Genomic DNA, 16,708 nt, shown 5'->3' with positions numbered 1-16,708 from the left:
TTTTAGTTGCCCTAATTTGCAATATATTATTAATAAAAAATATTATTACACTTATTATGAATAAAAAATTACTTTGTGTTCTTGCTGGAGTTGGATTTTCTTTAGCAACCTATGCACAATCTATTCAGGTAAAACGTGACACTGTGGTCACAGAAGATACAGATAAATACCGTGTAGTTACCAATAGATTCTGGGACAATTGGTTTTTAGGCGCCGGTGCTGGTGCGCAGATATTCTTTGGCGATCATGCCAAACAAATGAAGTTTGGGGATCGTATTACACCAAATTATGAGTTATATTTGGGTAAATGGTTTTCGCCAGGAATCGGGGTGCGTGCGGGTGCGAATGGTTTTAAAATTAATACCGCAACACAGGATGTAGCCTTATCAAAAAACGGTAAAAAAGTAGATAAACAACCTTGGGATGACTACAAGCTTTATGAAAGAGAGTTTGATTATTACCATGTACATGCCGATGTGTTGTTTAATTTAACCAATATATTCGGTGGTTTTAGAGAAAAACGCTTTTATAATATCAGTCCTTATTTGGGTGTAGGTTACATGGTTACCAACGATAAACCAAAACAAAAGGAAGTTAGTTTAAACGCGGGTATATTTAACTCTTTCCGTTTAGGTAGTGCTTTTGATTTAACGTTGGATGTGCGTGGTGCTTTGGTGAATGACCGTTTTGATGGTGTTTTAGGTGGTAGATTCGGTGAAGGTCCACTTTCCGCTTCTTTAGGTTTAGTATATAAATTCAAAAAACGTAATTGGGATAAACAGTCTACAACAACCATCACAAATTCGTATGATGAGGCTGCCCTTGCAGCACTTATCAGTCGTGTGAAACAATTGTCTAACGATAACGATGAGTTACGTAAGTTATTGGCGAATGCGAAGGATACGACCATTACGAATATCAACGTTATGAAAAATATGCTGGCGGCACCTATCTTGGTTACTTTTCCTATTAATAAAAGTGTGGTTAGTAATGAGGCACGTGTAAACTTAGGCTTCTTTGCTAAACTAATTAAGGAAACCAATCCAGATATGGTATATACCGTAACAGGTTACGCAGATAAGGGTACAGGTACGCCGCAGATTAACGAACGTTTAAGTAAAGAACGTGCAGAAAGTATCTTCAAAGTATTGGTTAACGAGTTTGGTGTTAACCCGGCACAATTAAAAGTTCAAAATAAAGGCGGTGTAGACAATATGTTCTATAACGACCCTCGATTGAGTAGAGCCGTAATTACTTACGCAGAAATTTTGGATAAATAGATCCGTATTAAAATACATGGTCTTATAGGCCCGTTTAAAAAAAGCCACCTTTCCAAAGGTGGCTTTTTTTATCCTAGTTGTATACTATTCGTCTCCTTCGAAGGCAGAATCATGGTACCGTAAATGTTTTATTTACTATCTTCGTATATGATTCTTTCAGCACGTAATATTAAAAAATCTTATGGTCCCCTGGCTATTCTAAAAGGAATTGACCTGGATATTGCTCGCGGTGAATTGGTAACTATAGTTGGCGCCTCAGGTGCTGGAAAAAGTACCCTATTACATATTATAGGTACATTAGATAGGCCCGATTCAGGTTCTTTAATGATTAATGATGTAGATATTAATGCCTTAAACGAACAAAAGTTAAGTGCGTTTAGAAATCTTTCTATAGGTTTTATTTTCCAGTTTCATCATTTGTTACCTGAATTTACAGCTTTAGAAAATGTATGTATACCCGCTTTTATCCATGGTGCAGCAAAGGCAGCGACCGAGCAGCGCGCACTGGAATTATTAACCCTTTTGGGGGTAGCTGATAGGGCCGCGCATAAACCAGCACAGCTTTCAGGTGGCGAGCAGCAACGTGTGGCCGTGGCGCGTGCTTTAATAAATAATCCCGCCATCGTTTTAGCTGACGAACCTTCCGGTAACCTGGATTCGGAAAATGCTACTGCTTTGCATAACCTTTTTATCCATCTGCGGGATACCATGAATCAAACCTTTATTATTGTGACCCATAATGAAGAATTAGCAAGTATTTCTGATAGAACCATCCATATGCGGGATGGTCAAATCTATGTTTAAATTTTAATGAAAAAGCGTTTATTGCTAACCTATGCTACACGACCGCTAGGCATTCGTGTGGCTAATTTAATGGCGCCGGATTTTGAGGTGTTGGCGGCAACAGCAGAGGACATTCCTTCTGTATTCATCGATAAATATATTCCGTGCCCAGCTGTACAAAGCGCCTCCTATGTACATGAAATGTTAACTTTAGCCCTCGACCATCATGTAGCTTATATCTTACCTTTAGGATTAAAAGAAATTGCTGCATTAGGACGCTCAATGGCACTTTTTGAAGAGTACGGCATACAGGTCTTATGTCCGGATATGGAGATATTGCCGTCTTTATCAATCCTCAGCAACCCACCCAAAGCCTTACCTTTGCATTTAATGGCTAACGGCAAGGATCTATTGGAGCAGGGCCTTGCAGGACCTTCAATATCTAATGGTCTCGGGGTGTTTTCAGACTCTGGGGAGGAATTTTTACTGACAGCAATTCAAGATTAAAGGCCCATGGAATCTTTGGATAAGACAGGAAAACTATATGTTTTCGGTTTAGATGATGTATTATTTCCACGTAAAGACTTTATCCTTCAGGTATATTACCTGTTTGCTAGCTTTTACGAGTTTACGGAACAATCTGTTACCGCAAAGGATATGCTTAGTACCATGAAAAAAGTGTACGAACACCATGGCGAAGATGCTGTATTTCCAGCTTTGCAGGCACTTTATCAAATCGACGATAAGTATAAGGAGAACTTTGAACGCCTGCAAGCTAATGCCGCGTTGCCATTGCCTTTATTAATATATCCTAAATTGGAGGAGCTGCTTGCCGAGTTAAGAAGTCAGGGAAAGGCTATTGCAATTTTGGCAGATGGCAATCCTGTGGAGCAGTTAAATAAAATACGTTTTATAGATTGGGGTATTAACCAGGATTTAAGGAAGGAGATTAAGCTATTTTTTAAAGAAGAGCTTGCCTTCCGGGATCTTGAAGTGCTGCCCTATTTAGCCGAATTGTATCAGATTGAAACGAAAGATATTGTTCTTGTAGATACTAGTTTATTTCTTTAATTTTAATAGAAAAGAAGCGCTTATATTTCTTTTCCTTTGAAAATATGTTTATTTTTAGGTAACTACGGTAGGTAATTTAGTATTAACCTATTTATAAACATATTTTTAAGAGAAAGGAATTTTTTTATGAGGTCAAAGCGACCAACAACAATAAAAGAAATAGCACGAAAACTTAAGATCTCCGCTTCTACAGTTTCAAGAGCTTTAAATGACCATCCCAGCATTGGACTCGTTACGACTATGCGGGTAAAAAAAATGGCTGAGGAGTTAAATTATGAACCCAATCAAACGGCTATATTTTTCAAACAGCGGAAAACTTTTACGATTGGTGTTATTCTTCCCGACCTTTCTGAGCCTTTCTTTTCGGCTGCCATTAGTGCAATAGAAGGTTATGCCGAAGAAAAAAAGTATACGGTTCTTTTGGGGCAGTCGCAGGATGACCCTAAAAGGGAGGCTAAAATTGTGCATACCTTTAAAAAACACCGTGTAGATGGTATTTTAATATCCTTAGGCAAAAATACGGCAGACTTAGACTTCTTGAAACCATTGAAGGGTAGTGGTATACCTCTTGTATTTTTTGACTGTGTGCCGGAAACATCGGAGGTAGATAAGGTTTATTGTGATTTATCTACTGGTATGGAGCAGGCGATTGAGGCTTTTGTATCTCGGGGGCATAAAAATATTGCCCTGATTAATGGCCCAGACACTTTACTGGCAACGGCGGAAAGGACGGCTTTTTTTAAGGCGACCTTGGCAAAGTACAGCTGTGTATTTAATGCACGTTATGTAGTGCATACCGACCTATCGGAGCAGGGAAATATTCAAGCCATGGAGCAGCTTTGTATGTTGGCCGAAAGACCTTCGGCTGTCGTGTCTTTTAATGATTTTGTTACCTTAGATGTCATTAAATATGCACGACAGAAGGGCATTGGTGTCGGGCAGGAAATGCACTTTATAAGTTTTGCGAATTACCCTTTGTGGAAGTATATGGAGAGCCCTCCTTTAGGAAGTATTGAACAATATCCGGGCGAGCAGGGTGAAAAAGCAGCGGAGATATTATTTAAACTATTAGAAAAACCAGAGGAAGAGCCTTGGGTGCCCCAGCAGGTGGTATTAAAGTCTAAACTTATCCTCAAATAAGGGAATAAAAAAACGAAGCCATCTGTTAGACGGCTTCGTTTTTTTATTTTTACATCTTTAGTATCTCGTATGCTTACAAGTGAATAACTTCACCGTAAGCATCGGCAGCAGCTTCCATAATAGCCTCACTCATCGTAGGGTGTGGGTGTACCGATTTAATAATTTCATGCCCTGTAGTTTCTAACTTGCGCGCTACAACGACTTCTGCAATCATTTCCGTAACGTTAGCTCCAATTAAGTGTGCACCTAAAAATTCGCCGTATTTTGCGTCGAAAATTACTTTTACAAAACCATCTTTAGCACCAGCAGCCGAGGCCTTTCCTGAAGCTGAGAATGGGAATTTTCCGACTTTAACTTCATATCCAGCTTCACGAGCAGCTTTTTCAGTATAGCCTACAGAAGCAATTTCTGGTGAACAGTACGTACATCCCGGGATATTGTTGTAGTTGATAGGCTCTACATGTAAACCTTTAATTTTTTCAACACAAGTAATAGCCTCTGCCGAAGCAACGTGTGCTAAAGCCTGTCCTTTTACGATATCACCTATAGCGTAAACACCATCGATATTTGTTTTGTAGAAATCGTCTACTAAAACACGTCCTTTATCTGTTTTTACACCTACTTCTTCCAAACCGATATTTTCAATATTCGGGGTAATACCTACAGCCGATAAAACAACATCTGCTTCGATAACTTCTGTGCCTTTAGCCGTTTTAATATGCACTTTAGACACAGCACCCGAAGTATCAACCGAAGTAACTTCTGATTTTGTTAAAACATTGATACCCGCTTTTTTCAAAGATTTTTCCAATTGTTTAGAAACCTCTTCATCTTCAACCGGTACAATACGGTCCATAAACTCTACTACGGTAACTTTCGTGCCAATTGTACTGTAAAAATAGGCAAACTCGACACCGATAGCACCAGAACCTACAACAACTAAGTTTTTAGGTTGCTCCGGAAGGTTCATAGCTTGTCTATAGCCAATGATTTTTTTACCGTCTTGCGGTAAATTAGGGAGTTCTCTAGAACGCGCCCCTGTAGCTAAAATTGTGTGTTTTGCTGTATATTCTTTACTGCTACCATCGGCAGCCTTAACTTCAACTTTTCCGCCTTTTTTGATTTTTGCAGTACCCATAATCACATCGATTTTGTTCTTTTTCATTAAGAACTGAATACCTTTGCTCATACCTTCTGCAACACCACGACTTCTTTTTACGATAGCGCCAAAGTCAGCTTCACCACCTTGAACTTTAATACCATATTCTTCAGCATGGTTTAAATATTCAAATACCTGTGCACTTTTTAATAAAGCTTTAGTAGGAATACAACCCCAATTTAAGCAAATGCCACCTAAAGATTCACGCTCCACAACTGCGGTTTTAAAACCCAATTGTGCCGCACGGATAGCCGCAACATAACCTCCAGGACCACTGCCAATTACAATAATGTCGTAGTTCATATCGTTTTTGAATTTATTTCTTTTAAAATTTATAGCCAAAAATACATTTTTTTTTTGGTAGACCGAACTTGGATTCCCCTTATTGTCGTGATTTATACGAAAATAATAGGCGTTGAAATTTTCCTTTGTCAGTAGTGGGTAAAGATTGCTTAAAAATTATTTGCCGGACTAATATTGTTTATTTTTGAAGAAAAAAAACATCCAATATGTTACGAATATTTCAACAAGTGGCTTTATGGGAGGCCATTTCCACGCTCATTTTATTTTTTATTGCTATGCCTGTAAAATATGTTTTACCCTATTTTATGGAAGTTCCCGATGATATTAGAAACGGTGCCGTACGGATTGCAGGTTCCATACATGGTTTTTTGGTCGTTATATTTGTTATCCTTTTGATCGTATGTTGGCAGTCCTACCAATGGACAATTTCGCGCGTTATAAAATACTTTGTGGTATCGTTAATTCCAGTGGTTTCCTTTTGGGTAGAAAAAGATGTAAAACGGGAAATTAAAGCGCAAGGGGCTTAAATTTAAATCCTAAGCTAGCTGCCTTTAAATTATTTTAAGGGTTACAATTCGAACGAAGTGTTTGCTTGCAACCACTTCGTTCCTTGTTAATCTTTACGGTTGCCATTCGGCAATGTTTCTATACTCATATAGGCATACGTTATTTCTTTCTTTCCATGCGGTACAGGGTTTCCCTCGGCATCAAGATTTACAAATACCAATTTGTCGATGGATAGAATTGTTTTGCGGGTAATTTTGTTGCGCACTTCACAACGCATGGTGATAGAGGTCGTGCCAAAGTTGGTCGCCGTAATCCCTAATTCAATAATGTCGCCCTGTTTTGCGGAGCTTACAAAATTAATCTCGGAGATGTATTTTGTTACCACATGATGATTCCCCAATTGTACGATCGCATAAATCACCGCCTCCTCATCAATCCAACGCAGTAATGTTCCGCCAAACAAGGAACCGTTAGGGTTAAGATCTTCGGGTTTAACCCATTTACGAGTATGAAAATTCATGGTATAAAATTTTGAATTTTGTATAGTATATATTAAAATAAAAGAGGCAATCAGTTTAGAGTGCCTCTTTTATTTGTTCTTTATGCGTGTATCGCTCTGTTCGCTGTTGCAGCAAGAGCAGCCTCTTTAAAGGCTTCGGTATAGGTAGGGTGTGCATGGCAAATTCTACCGATATCTTCTGCAGATGCACGGTATTCCATAGCCACTACGGCTTCGGCAATCATATCGGCAGCACGTGGGCCTATCATATGAACACCTAAAATTTCATCCGTTTGTGCATCGGCTAATACCTTGATGAAACCATCTGTATCGCCGGATGCCTTAGCCCTTCCGGAAGCTTTAAAAGAGAATGATCCTGTTTTATATGCTTTTCCTGAATCTTTCAATTGCTCCTCCGTTTGTCCGACAGAAGCAACTTCTGGCCAGGTATACACGACACCAGGAATAAGGTTATAGTCGATATGCGGTTTTTGGCCAGCAATACGTTCAGCAACATAAGTTCCTTCATCTTCGGCTTTGTGTGCAAGCATGGCTCCACGTACCACATCGCCAATAGCATAAACGCCTTCAACAGCGGTTTCCATATGCTCGTTTACCGTAATTTTATTGCCTCTTTCCTCTACTGTGATGCCAATGTTTTCTAAACCAAGATCTTTGGTATATGCCACCCGACCTACAGAAACAATACAGTAATCCCCTTCAAAAGATACCGATTGACCCTTTGCATCTTCAGCCGTAACTGTTACATTTTTACCTTTAGCTGTAGCGCCAGTAACTTTATGACCAAGGAAAAACTCCATACCTAAGGATTTTTTCAATACGCGTTGTAGCTCTTTCCCTAATCCGCCATCCATCGTGCTGATAATAGATTTTGCATATTCTATAACAGATACTTTGGCACCAAGGCGGGCGTAAACAGAACCCAACTCTAAACCAATAACACCACCACCTATAACGATTAAGTGTTTGGGAACCTCGGTTAAATTTAAAGCTTCTGTAGACGTAATAATACGTTTTTTATCGATAGGTAAAAATGGAAGTGCCGTAGGTTTTGATCCGGTAGCAATAATTACATTCTTACCCGTTATTTCTTCTGATGAACCATCTTTTTTAGCAATCTTGATCGTGTTTTTGTTTACAAAAGATCCTACACCCTCGAAAGAATCGATTTTGTTTTTCTTAAAAAGAAAAGTAATGCCGGCTGTATTTTGAGCGATAACATCGTTTTTTCTGTCGATCATTTTTTTAACATCAATCTTAAGGTCACTTAAGCTGATGCCATGGGTAGCAAAGTTATGAGCAGCATTGTGGTAATGCTCTGAGGTATCTAATAGCGCTTTTGACGGGATACATCCTACATTGAGACAAGTTCCACCGAAGGTGCTATATTTCTCTATTACAGCTGTTTTTAAACCCAACTGGGCACATCGGATAGCGGCTACATAACCACCTGGTCCACTTCCAATTACTATTACGTCGTATTGCATAATTACGATTTTAAAATTTTGCCACTAAGTTAGGATTAATCTTGCGGTAAAGCTACATTTAGGCCATAAAAAAAGACACGATATCGTGTCTTTTTAAGCTATTAAGTGCAAATTTTACTCTGCAACGATTTTTCCTTGCATAACACCATAGTGGCCTGGGAAACTACAGATAAAAGGGTAAACACCTTTTTTAAGCGTAAAGGTAATTTTATCAGATTCACCTGGACCTAATAATTTAGAGTGCGCCACAATCGAAGAAAGTGCTGATTTAGGAATATATTCATTATCAGCAGCGGCAGCAGCCTCACCAGCAAAAGTAGCAAGATCTACTGAAGGTGTTAATACGACGAAATTATGCCCCATAGATTCTTTAGGCATAGTACCCACATTTTTGAAAGTAAGTTCTACAGATTCACCCGCTTTCACACGGATTAATTCGGTGTTGAATTTCATTTGATCGGTACCTTCAACTGTCCAAGTATTGGAAAGGGTTACATTTTCAATGCCAGGAACCGTTTCAGCGGATGAAGCGTCTTCTTCTGCAGAAGAAGTTGTTTCCGTATTTTCGTTAGATTGTGTAGTGTTATTACCACCACAAGAAGCAAAAGCAAGTACAGCCGCAATTGCTGGTACTAAAAACAATTTTTTCATAAAATTTTTTTAAATTGACACCTTAAAGTTACTAAAAAATAGGCAAAACAGTGCTTTAAGTTTAAAAACTAAAGTACTGTACTATTCATTTTACATATCTTAATAATTTTCGTGTGCAATTCGATTGGGTTAAAGGGTTTTCCAATTACTTCATCGGCCCCAACCTGAAAAGCCGCTTGTTGCTCATGCTCTAATACCGATGCCGATATCGTAATAATAGGGGTACGCTTTTTATACGTATCGCGACGGCTACGTATTTCCTTTATAGCCTCAAAACCACTCATAATAGGCATATGCGTATCCATTAAAATAAGATCAAAATCTTTATGCTCCAGTTCCTCCAAGGCTAAACGGCCATTTTTTACTACGGTAACATTGCAATCCCATCCTTTTAAGATATGCGAAAGCATAAAGCTATTCAATTCATTATCCTCAGCAACTAAAACCTGGAAGTCTTTAAATTTTTCAAGCTCATTATATTGTTTGATGATTTCTTCCTTGACGGTGTCTTTATTTTCGACCTCTTCCATGTCTACGATAAAAGAAAATTCAGAATAACTGCCATACTGGCTTTCAGCATACACTTCCCCTTTTAGCAATTCTGCCAACCGTTTTACAATGGCGAGGCCCAAACCTGTACCGCCAAATTTTTTGGTTATACCATCATCGCCTTGCTCAAAAGCCAGGAATATCTTATCAACAGCATCATGTTTGATACCTATACCCGTATCGCGGACGGAAAATTTAATTCTAAAATTATTATCCACCTGATCGAGTACCTTTATAGCAAAGAAAATTCCACCCTGCTCGGTAAATTTGATGCTATTGGAGATAAAATTTCCAATAATCTGTTGTAAGCGCAACGAATCGAAGTTTACATAGGCAGGAAGTTTCTCGTCAATGTTTAAGTTAAACTGAAGTTTTTTGTCGTGCGCTTTAATCTGGTAGATTTTGTTCAGGTCTAGCAGTAGATTTTTGATGTTAAAGTGCTCAAATTCTATTTTCATCATGCCCGAATCAATCTTCGATATATCGAGAATGTCGTTGATGATCAGGAGTAAGGAGTTGGAGGCAACATCCAAACGACGTACCCAATCCAACTGCTCATTATTTAGATTGGCAGTTTTTAACATATGCACAATACCCATAATACCATTTATAGGCGTTCGGATTTCATGACTCATATTTGCTAAAAAAATCTCCTTGGATTTTCTGGCCTGCTCTGCCTCCTGGTTCGCCTTTATGAGCGCTTTTTTGGAAAGTTCTAACTCGGTATTCTTCTGGATAATCTCTTCCTGAATATGGATCTGCTTGATAAAAGCGGTAACCTTGGCAATCGTGATTTCCGGGTGTAAGGGTTTATACAGGTAATCTACGGCACCACTTTTTAAACCTTGAATCAGGTATTTGTCTTCCTTGGATATTGCGGTGACCATAATGGCCATTATATGTGAAGTCTTGGGGTTTGATTTTAATAAGGATACAAATTCAAATCCATTGATTTCAGGCATTTGTACATCAACTAAAGCAATGGAAATATCATTCTTCCAACAGATTTTTAACGCTTCATTCGGATCGGTAGAACATATGATGTTGATGTTCTCAATATCCGAAAGAAGGGCTTCGAGACTGATAACATTCTCTATTCTATCATCAAGAATTAATAAGTTGACTGTATTCATACGATTAATTTTTGCTGCTGAAGAAGTTTATAATTTCAGCATTTCTCAATAAATTCTGCTGTAGGGAAACTTTTACCGCCGACATGGGCATGGTTTCTATTATGGCCTCATCTGGGGTTTGTATGTAAGCTTTACCACCATACTCTTCAATAATGCGAATACCGTTTGCGCCATCTTGATTGGCTCCAGATAGTAAAAATCCCGTACACTTTTGGGTATAGACCTGTGCTGCAGTTTCAAAGGCCACATCTATAGAAGGCCTTGAGTAATTGATAGGTTCGGAAACATCTAAAGAGAAATTTCCATCGGGCTCCACCAGAAGGTGGTATCCTGGCGGCGCAAAGTAAACACTATTCGACAGGATTGCGGTTTTATCTTTAACGGAGATTATCGGGCGATTAAGCTTCTGCGCCAAATTTTTTTCAATACGGGTTGAAAAAGAAGGGTTGCGATGAATAATTATGATTAAGGCATAATTAAATTGTAGGGGAAGGGCATCCAATATTTCGGTGATCAGGTTGTAAGAACCCGCAGAACCCCCAATAAGTATTATTTCTGTTGCGACCTCCATAACTACTTAATCTTTTGATAAATATTTAGATTTTTATCAATTATTTTAAAGTTTTTATTCAGCTCATGTCCGAATAAACTCTCTTTACTCCCTAAACATAGAAATCCAAAAAGGGTAAGGGATTCGTAAAAAAGTTTAAGTGCGCGTTCCTGCAATTCCTTATCGAAATAGATCATCACATTGCGGCACATAATCAATTGAAATTCATTGAAAACATGATCCGAGACTAAGTTATGTGTCGAGAACAATATTTTATTTCGGTATTCATGGTTTATTATAGCGGCGTCATACATGGCTGTATAATGCTCCGAGAAATCAGAAGTCAATCCTGCACGGTTAAAATTATCTGTATAAGATTTAATTTTTTTTATTGGGTAAACCCCTTTACGCGCAAAGTCCAACACCCGCGCACTAATATCGGTACCATAAATAAAAGATCGATCCAAAAGACCATCTTCTTTAAGCAATATCGCCAACGAATAAGCCTCCTCGCCAGTGGAAGACCCTGCACTCCAGGCACGAAGGCGGGGGTAGGTTTTTAAATACGGAAACACCAATTCCCTTAGTTTTTTATAAAATTCAGGGTCACGGAACATCTCGGTAACATTTACCGTTAACTCTTGTATAAAGAAATTTTCAAAACCTTCAATATTTAGGATGGCATTTTTTAAATCGACAAGGTCCATTTTTTCTACGGACATAAATCTTTCTACCCTTCTTTTTAGGGAAGATTTGGAATATCCAGAGAGGTCGAAGTCTGAAATATTTCTTAATAAATAAACGATTTCGTCTAACTCCTCAAAGGAAATAAAATTATTATTTTCTAACCTAACCATACCTGCATTAAAGAGGTTAATTTATCGATATCAATAGGTTTGCTAATATAGTCATTTGCACCAATTTGTATCGATTTTTCTCGATCACCTTTCATCGCTTTTGCGGTTACCGCTAAAATAGGTAAATTTTTATACCGTATATTTTCGCGTATGCGCTGAATAGCTTCGTAACCATCCATTTCAGGCATCATAATATCCATAAGGACAATATCGATGGTATCGCCGTGAGATGCTATAATATCAACCGCTTCTTTACCATTATTAGCAATTTCAATTTCCATCCCTAAGCCCTGCAAAGTTGTGGTCAGCGCAAAAACATTACGCATATCATCGTCTGCAATCAATACCCTTTTACTAGCCAAATTATTCGTTTTATTTAGCGTATCGATATTTTTTAGGGGTTGATAATTGTTATCATTTATTTTGTTCAGAAACAGGTTAACCTCATCAATAAGTCTATCGCTAGACTTATCTGTTTTTAATACAGTAGCTCTTGCATCCGATAGAATTTTATCGTACTGATCTTTCGGTAGCTCGTGTGCAGTATTGATGATTATCGGGATTTCCATTAATGCCGGTGTATCCTTTATTTTTTCTATAAGATCCATTCCATTGCCATCCGGAAGATGGAGATCCAGAATAATACAATCGATATTTTTTTCCGTATTCAGCTTATCCCAAGCCGAGTTTAACGAGAAGGTCTGTATAACATTTATATTATGATCGGCAAAGGAATTCTTAATAAAGTCACTTTGGAATTCCTGATCCTCCACCAATAGAATTTTTTTAACCGACTGGCTTAAGTTCAGGTTTATATTATCAAATGTTTTTTGAATGGTTTTTTCCGTAACGGGTTTATGCATAAAACCAATGGCGCCACGTTCGATAAATTCTTTCTTATTAAAACTTGCTGCCGACATCATATGTATCGGTATATGTTTGGTTTCAGGGTTTTCTTTTAACACCCTAAGTACCTCCCAACCATCGGCAAGCGGTAGCATAACATCCAAAATAATAGCATCGGGCAATAGGGTTTGCGCCATCTGAATAGCCTTTTCCCCATCATGTGCGAGTTCAACCTCAAAATTATAATCCTCAGCAAATTCCTTTAATATTGCCGCAAAATTGATGTCGTCTTCAACAATTAGAATCTTCCGGTTTTCTTTTTCGGTTTTTTCCGTTTGCGGTGCCTGTATTTCAGGCATATTTGTTTCTGTTAACTTCTTAGGCGTAACACTACTATGTGATATCACTGTAGCATGTTGATTATCGCGTGCAGCATCCTGCGTTAGTTGGATCGGTATAATCAGCGTAAATGTGCTACCAACGCCAAGTTCACTTTTCAACTGTATTCTGCCTCCTAAAAGCGAGGCAATCTCTTTACTGATGGTTAGTCCTAGGCCTGTACCACCATATTTACGACTTGTAGAGCCATCTTCTTGTCTAAAGGCCTCAAAAATTAATTCCTGTTTTTCATTGGAAATACCTTTTCCACTGTCTATAACCTCTAAATGGAGGTTGCTGTTTACTTTTTTTATGGTGAAACTTACTGTTCCACCTTTAGGTGTAAATTTAAAGGCATTCGATAAGAAGTTTTTTATGATTTGTTGCAACCTATACTCGTCGGTTAGTATATGCAAGGGTGTATTTTCTTCTATGGTAGCGATAAAGTCTATTTCCTTATCCTTAGCAATAGCCTTAAAGAAGTCGGTTGTATTTTCCAGGAAATCTTGGGTGTCGATATTCTCTAAATTAAGATCGATTTTTCCAGATTCAATTTTTGCAAGATCTAGAATTTCATTGATCAGCTCTAATAAATCACTTCCAGCACCATGGATTACATGTGCATATTTGACCTGTTCGGAGCTTAGGTTGTGTGCTTTATTATCTTTTAATAACTTCGCTAAAATTAATATACTATTTAAAGGCGTTCGTAACTCATGGCTCATATTGGCCATAAATTCAGATTTATATTTGCTGGCCAACTCAACTTCAGCAATTTTTTGTTCAACGATAGACTGTGCCTGGTTTAACTCTTCATTTCTCTTTTCTAACTCGGCTGCTTTTTGGTTTAATTCAATATTTGTTTGCGTGAGCTCTTCCTGCTGTACACGTAGTTCCTCTTCCGAAGACTCTAGTAGATGTGTTTTGTGAATAAGCTCTTCATTGGTGATGCGTAATTCCTCTTGCTGTGCCTCTAATTCTTCGGTCTGTCTTTGGGTTTCGCCCAATAGGTTCTCTACCAAAATATGATTTTGGCCAAATGTTATACGTGTAGCGACATTTTTTGACACCCGTTGTAAATAATCATGGTATCGCTCTAATATATTATCATCAGCAATCAGGGCAATTTCTAAGATCCCCACGGTTCGGGTTTCGTGAACTAATGGACAGATAAATACGGTGGCCGGAAGGTTGTTTATCAGCGCAGTTTGTATATTTAGCTGTTGCGAGTCCTGAATGGTTTGTTTTTTGATTTTTTGCTCCTCGGCAACTTTTCCTAAATAGCCTTCGCCACTTTCAAAACGCTGGATAGTATGGGCGTTATTGGTGCCTGATTCTGCTGTTATAACATAGGTTTCGCTGTCAACTTCCCGAACGTAAATTGCCGCCGATAACATGGGCAGTATTTCATTGAGATGCTGTAGTATTAAACTACTGATGGTTTTGGTATTGTCTATCCCTGTAATTCGGTCACTTAAAGAGGCCGAATTCTCCAATATCCAATTTGTCTTTTCAATATTCTCTTTGGCAACCTGGAATTCTTGGTTTAAGCGCTTAAGCTCATACCCCGATTGGCGCAGATAGTTTAGTATTTGTAAGATCTTATAAATGGTGTATACAATTACCGCTAAAGATATAGCAATTAAGGATACGGTTACATACTTTAAGGTTTGGATACGTTTCTCATTTTTGCTTATCTCCTTGGCCTTAAAACTGACAATAGAGCTTACGAAATCGTTTGATACATTTAAATTTTTCCCCTGTTCTGAAATCCAGAATTCCATACGTTCTACGGGCGGTTTAATATCGCCTAAGTTGTTGCTATGATCTTGATTTAAGATTTCTTTAACATGGCGAATAAAATCATTTGCATTGGATTCATTTTCGGCACTCAACTGATCCAGTTGTAAGGTCTTTTCACGTAAATTCTCTGTGATATTTTGGATTTGGGTTTTGTAACTTAGGTTGCCTGTGCGTATAAATTTTATTTGACATTGGGTGTAATTATACAATTCACTATTAATAGTCGATACAACATTAAGTTGGTCTTGTGAATTTTGGAGGATCAAATCGTTTCGATCCATATAATTAGAGAGTTGGTAAAAGAGGTAAGTTGCCGAAGAGAAGATAATGAAAATGGCTATTCCTATACTTACAATAATCTGCTGTTTCAGTTTGTTCCTCGTATTCATGAACTTACGTTTTTTAACTACTTGCATATGTGTGCCGCATTTTACTACCGTAAAATGTCTTGTATTTTTAAATTGTTAACTTTTATTATAGTTGGGTATATCATACCCTGCACTAATGTTTTTCACGTATAATTTGTCTCGGCTGATGACACAAATGTAGTAATTGTATTGTATAAATTGTTGTGTTTGAAGAACAAAATTGCTACTGTGCCATTTAGTTATGGTATAGGTGGAAATTTATTAATATCTTTAAGCGACATACAAATATTTAATTTATGAATCCTGATATTTCTTTAATCCTTACCATTGTTGGGGGTGTTATTGCTTTATTTTTATTGCTCTACCTTTTACCTGTTAATTTATGGTTTACAGCACAACTTTCTAATGTGCGTATAAGTTTACTAAACCTGGTATTGATGCGGCTACGGAAGGTGTCGCCAGCTTTAGTTACCAATGCAATGATTACCTCTACAAAAGCAGGACTACGTATAACGACAAATGATATTGAAACGCATTACCTTGCCGGAGGGAATGTAAACCGGGTAATAAAAGCCTTGATTTCTGCAGATAAGGCTAATATACCCTTGGATTTCAAACTGGCTACAGCAATAGATCTTGCAGGTAGAGATGTGTTCGATGCGGTGCAGCTATCTGTAAATCCACGTGTGATCAATACACCGCCTGTTGCTGCAGTAGCGAAAGACGGTATTCAACTTATTACGAAAGCCAGAGTTACGGTACGTGCCAATATTAACCAGCTTGTAGGTGGTGCCGGCGAAGAAACAATTCTTGCCCGCGTAGGCGAGGGTATCGTTACGACCATAGGGTCTTCGGCAAATCATAAGGAGGTACTGGAGAATCCTGATCGTATATCAAAAACTGTATTATCAAAAGGCCTGGACTCGGGTACAGCCTTTGAGATACTATCCATAGATATTGCAGATATTGATATTGGTGAAAATGTAGGCGCTAAATTGCAAACCGATCAGGCTGAAGCCGATTTAAAGGTGGCTAATGCACGTGCAGAGGAGCGTAGAGCTATGGCGGTAGCATCTGAGCAGGAAATGAAATCTAAGGCTCAGGAAGCGAAAGCTAAAGTTATTGAGGCTGAAACACAAATTCCACTCGCTATGGCTGATGCCTTCCGTTCCGGGAATCTGGGTATTATGGATTATTATAAAATGCAGAATATTCAAGCGGATACGGATATGCGTAATTCTATCGCAAAACCTAAGGCTTCAGACGGCGATAAATAAAAAACAAAACCTTGGCGATGGGCGCCAAGGTTTGCTACTAACCAAT

Annotated in this window: 15 protein-coding genes; 7 read left to right on the top strand and 8 right to left on the bottom strand. The window is 38.3% G+C overall.

Features of this window, described 5'->3' with window-relative positions; genetic code table 11:
* The first annotated feature begins 56 nt into the window (after window positions 1–56).
* From ACL9RF_RS17015 to ACL9RF_RS16995, 5 genes are all read left to right on the top strand, one after another.
* Entirely contained in the window at window positions 57–1,280 is a 1,224-nt protein-coding gene (locus ACL9RF_RS17015; RefSeq protein WP_422801842.1) for an OmpA family protein, read from the top strand.
* A 150-nt stretch (window positions 1,281–1,430) separates the two neighbouring features.
* Window positions 1,431–2,084: an ABC transporter ATP-binding protein gene (locus tag ACL9RF_RS17010; protein ID WP_422801893.1), complete on the top strand. Its 654-nt coding sequence runs from the start codon at window positions 1,431–1,433 to the stop codon at window positions 2,082–2,084.
* A gap of 6 nt (window positions 2,085–2,090) precedes the next feature.
* Window positions 2,091–2,570: a hypothetical protein gene (locus ACL9RF_RS17005; protein ID WP_422801841.1), complete on the top strand. Its 480-nt coding sequence runs from the start codon at window positions 2,091–2,093 to the stop codon at window positions 2,568–2,570.
* A 6-nt stretch (window positions 2,571–2,576) separates the two neighbouring features.
* Window positions 2,577–3,134: an HAD family hydrolase gene (locus ACL9RF_RS17000; protein ID WP_422801840.1), complete on the top strand. Its 558-nt coding sequence runs from the start codon at window positions 2,577–2,579 to the stop codon at window positions 3,132–3,134.
* A gap of 126 nt (window positions 3,135–3,260) precedes the next feature.
* A complete protein-coding gene (locus tag ACL9RF_RS16995; protein WP_422801839.1) occupies window positions 3,261–4,274 on the top strand; it encodes a LacI family DNA-binding transcriptional regulator in 1,014 nt (337 codons plus the stop codon).
* A gap of 73 nt (window positions 4,275–4,347) precedes the next feature.
* On the opposite strand, the gene lpdA (ACL9RF_RS16990) is transcribed toward ACL9RF_RS16995, so the two are convergent.
* Complete coding sequence (gene lpdA, locus ACL9RF_RS16990) at window positions 4,348–5,736, bottom strand: dihydrolipoyl dehydrogenase (RefSeq protein ID WP_422801838.1); 1,389 nt, start codon at window positions 5,734–5,736, stop codon at window positions 4,348–4,350.
* A gap of 206 nt (window positions 5,737–5,942) precedes the next feature.
* On the opposite strand from lpdA (ACL9RF_RS16990), the gene ACL9RF_RS16985 reads away from it, so the two are divergent.
* Window positions 5,943–6,263: a DUF3817 domain-containing protein gene (locus ACL9RF_RS16985; RefSeq protein WP_422801837.1), complete on the top strand. Its 321-nt coding sequence runs from the start codon at window positions 5,943–5,945 to the stop codon at window positions 6,261–6,263.
* Window positions 6,264–6,349: 86 nt separating this feature from the next.
* On the opposite strand, the gene ACL9RF_RS16980 is transcribed toward ACL9RF_RS16985, so the two are convergent.
* From ACL9RF_RS16980 to ACL9RF_RS16950, 7 genes are all read right to left on the bottom strand, one after another.
* On the bottom strand, window positions 6,350–6,763 hold the full coding sequence (locus ACL9RF_RS16980) for an acyl-CoA thioesterase (protein WP_422801836.1): 414 nt from the start codon (window positions 6,761–6,763) through the stop codon (window positions 6,350–6,352).
* An 80-nt stretch (window positions 6,764–6,843) separates the two neighbouring features.
* The gene (gene lpdA, locus ACL9RF_RS16975) at window positions 6,844–8,250 is read right to left on the bottom strand and encodes a dihydrolipoyl dehydrogenase (RefSeq protein ID WP_422801835.1); all 1,407 of its coding nucleotides are present in this window, start codon (window positions 8,248–8,250) and stop codon (window positions 6,844–6,846) included.
* A 114-nt stretch (window positions 8,251–8,364) separates the two neighbouring features.
* Complete coding sequence (locus ACL9RF_RS16970; protein WP_422801834.1) at window positions 8,365–8,901, bottom strand: plastocyanin/azurin family copper-binding protein; 537 nt, start codon at window positions 8,899–8,901, stop codon at window positions 8,365–8,367.
* A gap of 68 nt (window positions 8,902–8,969) precedes the next feature.
* Window positions 8,970–10,583, bottom strand: coding sequence for a response regulator (locus ACL9RF_RS16965; protein ID WP_422801833.1), 1,614 nt, complete (start codon window positions 10,581–10,583; stop codon window positions 8,970–8,972).
* A 4-nt stretch (window positions 10,584–10,587) separates the two neighbouring features.
* A complete protein-coding gene (locus tag ACL9RF_RS16960; protein WP_422801832.1) occupies window positions 10,588–11,154 on the bottom strand; it encodes a chemotaxis protein CheB in 567 nt (188 codons plus the stop codon).
* A 2-nt stretch (window positions 11,155–11,156) separates the two neighbouring features.
* Window positions 11,157–11,990, bottom strand: coding sequence for a CheR family methyltransferase (locus tag ACL9RF_RS16955; RefSeq protein ID WP_422801831.1), 834 nt, complete (start codon window positions 11,988–11,990; stop codon window positions 11,157–11,159).
* A complete protein-coding gene (locus tag ACL9RF_RS16950; RefSeq protein ID WP_422801830.1) occupies window positions 11,978–15,406 on the bottom strand; it encodes a response regulator in 3,429 nt (1,142 codons plus the stop codon). The genes ACL9RF_RS16955 and ACL9RF_RS16950 overlap by 13 nt, the downstream gene beginning before the upstream one ends.
* A 275-nt stretch (window positions 15,407–15,681) precedes the next feature.
* Here ACL9RF_RS16950 and floA point away from each other — a divergent pair, with 275 nt between their 5' ends.
* Entirely contained in the window at window positions 15,682–16,662 is a 981-nt protein-coding gene (floA, locus tag ACL9RF_RS16945; protein ID WP_422801829.1) for a flotillin-like protein FloA, read from the top strand.
* Window positions 16,663–16,708: the final 46 nt, after the last annotated feature.

Origin of the sequence: Sphingobacterium sp. Mn56C, assembly GCF_049319645.1 — a bacterium.
Classification (GTDB): domain Bacteria; phylum Bacteroidota; class Bacteroidia; order Sphingobacteriales; family Sphingobacteriaceae; genus Sphingobacterium.
Note: the sequence above shows the minus strand (reverse complement) of the source record. Positions and strands in the feature narration are given on the sequence as shown.

Coding starts and splice junctions, on each gene's coding strand:
- ACL9RF_RS16965 (WP_422801833.1), bottom strand. CDS start 10,583: ATGAATACAGTCAACTTATTAATTCTTGATGATAGAATAGAGAATGTT.
- ACL9RF_RS17015 (WP_422801842.1), top strand. CDS start 57: ATGAATAAAAAATTACTTTGTGTTCTTGCTGGAGTTGGATTTTCTTTA.
- ACL9RF_RS16985 (WP_422801837.1), top strand. CDS start 5,943: ATGTTACGAATATTTCAACAAGTGGCTTTATGGGAGGCCATTTCCACG.
- ACL9RF_RS16970 (WP_422801834.1), bottom strand. CDS start 8,901: ATGAAAAAATTGTTTTTAGTACCAGCAATTGCGGCTGTACTTGCTTTT.
- ACL9RF_RS17005 (WP_422801841.1), top strand. CDS start 2,091: ATGAAAAAGCGTTTATTGCTAACCTATGCTACACGACCGCTAGGCATT.
- ACL9RF_RS16955 (WP_422801831.1), bottom strand. CDS start 11,990: ATGGTTAGGTTAGAAAATAATAATTTTATTTCCTTTGAGGAGTTAGAC.
- lpdA (WP_422801838.1), bottom strand. CDS start 5,736: ATGAACTACGACATTATTGTAATTGGCAGTGGTCCTGGAGGTTATGTT.
- floA (WP_422801829.1), top strand. CDS start 15,682: ATGAATCCTGATATTTCTTTAATCCTTACCATTGTTGGGGGTGTTATT.
- ACL9RF_RS16960 (WP_422801832.1), bottom strand. CDS start 11,154: ATGGAGGTCGCAACAGAAATAATACTTATTGGGGGTTCTGCGGGTTCT.
- ACL9RF_RS17000 (WP_422801840.1), top strand. CDS start 2,577: ATGGAATCTTTGGATAAGACAGGAAAACTATATGTTTTCGGTTTAGAT.
- ACL9RF_RS16980 (WP_422801836.1), bottom strand. CDS start 6,763: ATGAATTTTCATACTCGTAAATGGGTTAAACCCGAAGATCTTAACCCT.
- ACL9RF_RS16995 (WP_422801839.1), top strand. CDS start 3,261: ATGAGGTCAAAGCGACCAACAACAATAAAAGAAATAGCACGAAAACTT.
- lpdA (WP_422801835.1), bottom strand. CDS start 8,250: ATGCAATACGACGTAATAGTAATTGGAAGTGGACCAGGTGGTTATGTA.
- ACL9RF_RS16950 (WP_422801830.1), bottom strand. CDS start 15,406: ATGAATACGAGGAACAAACTGAAACAGCAGATTATTGTAAGTATAGGA.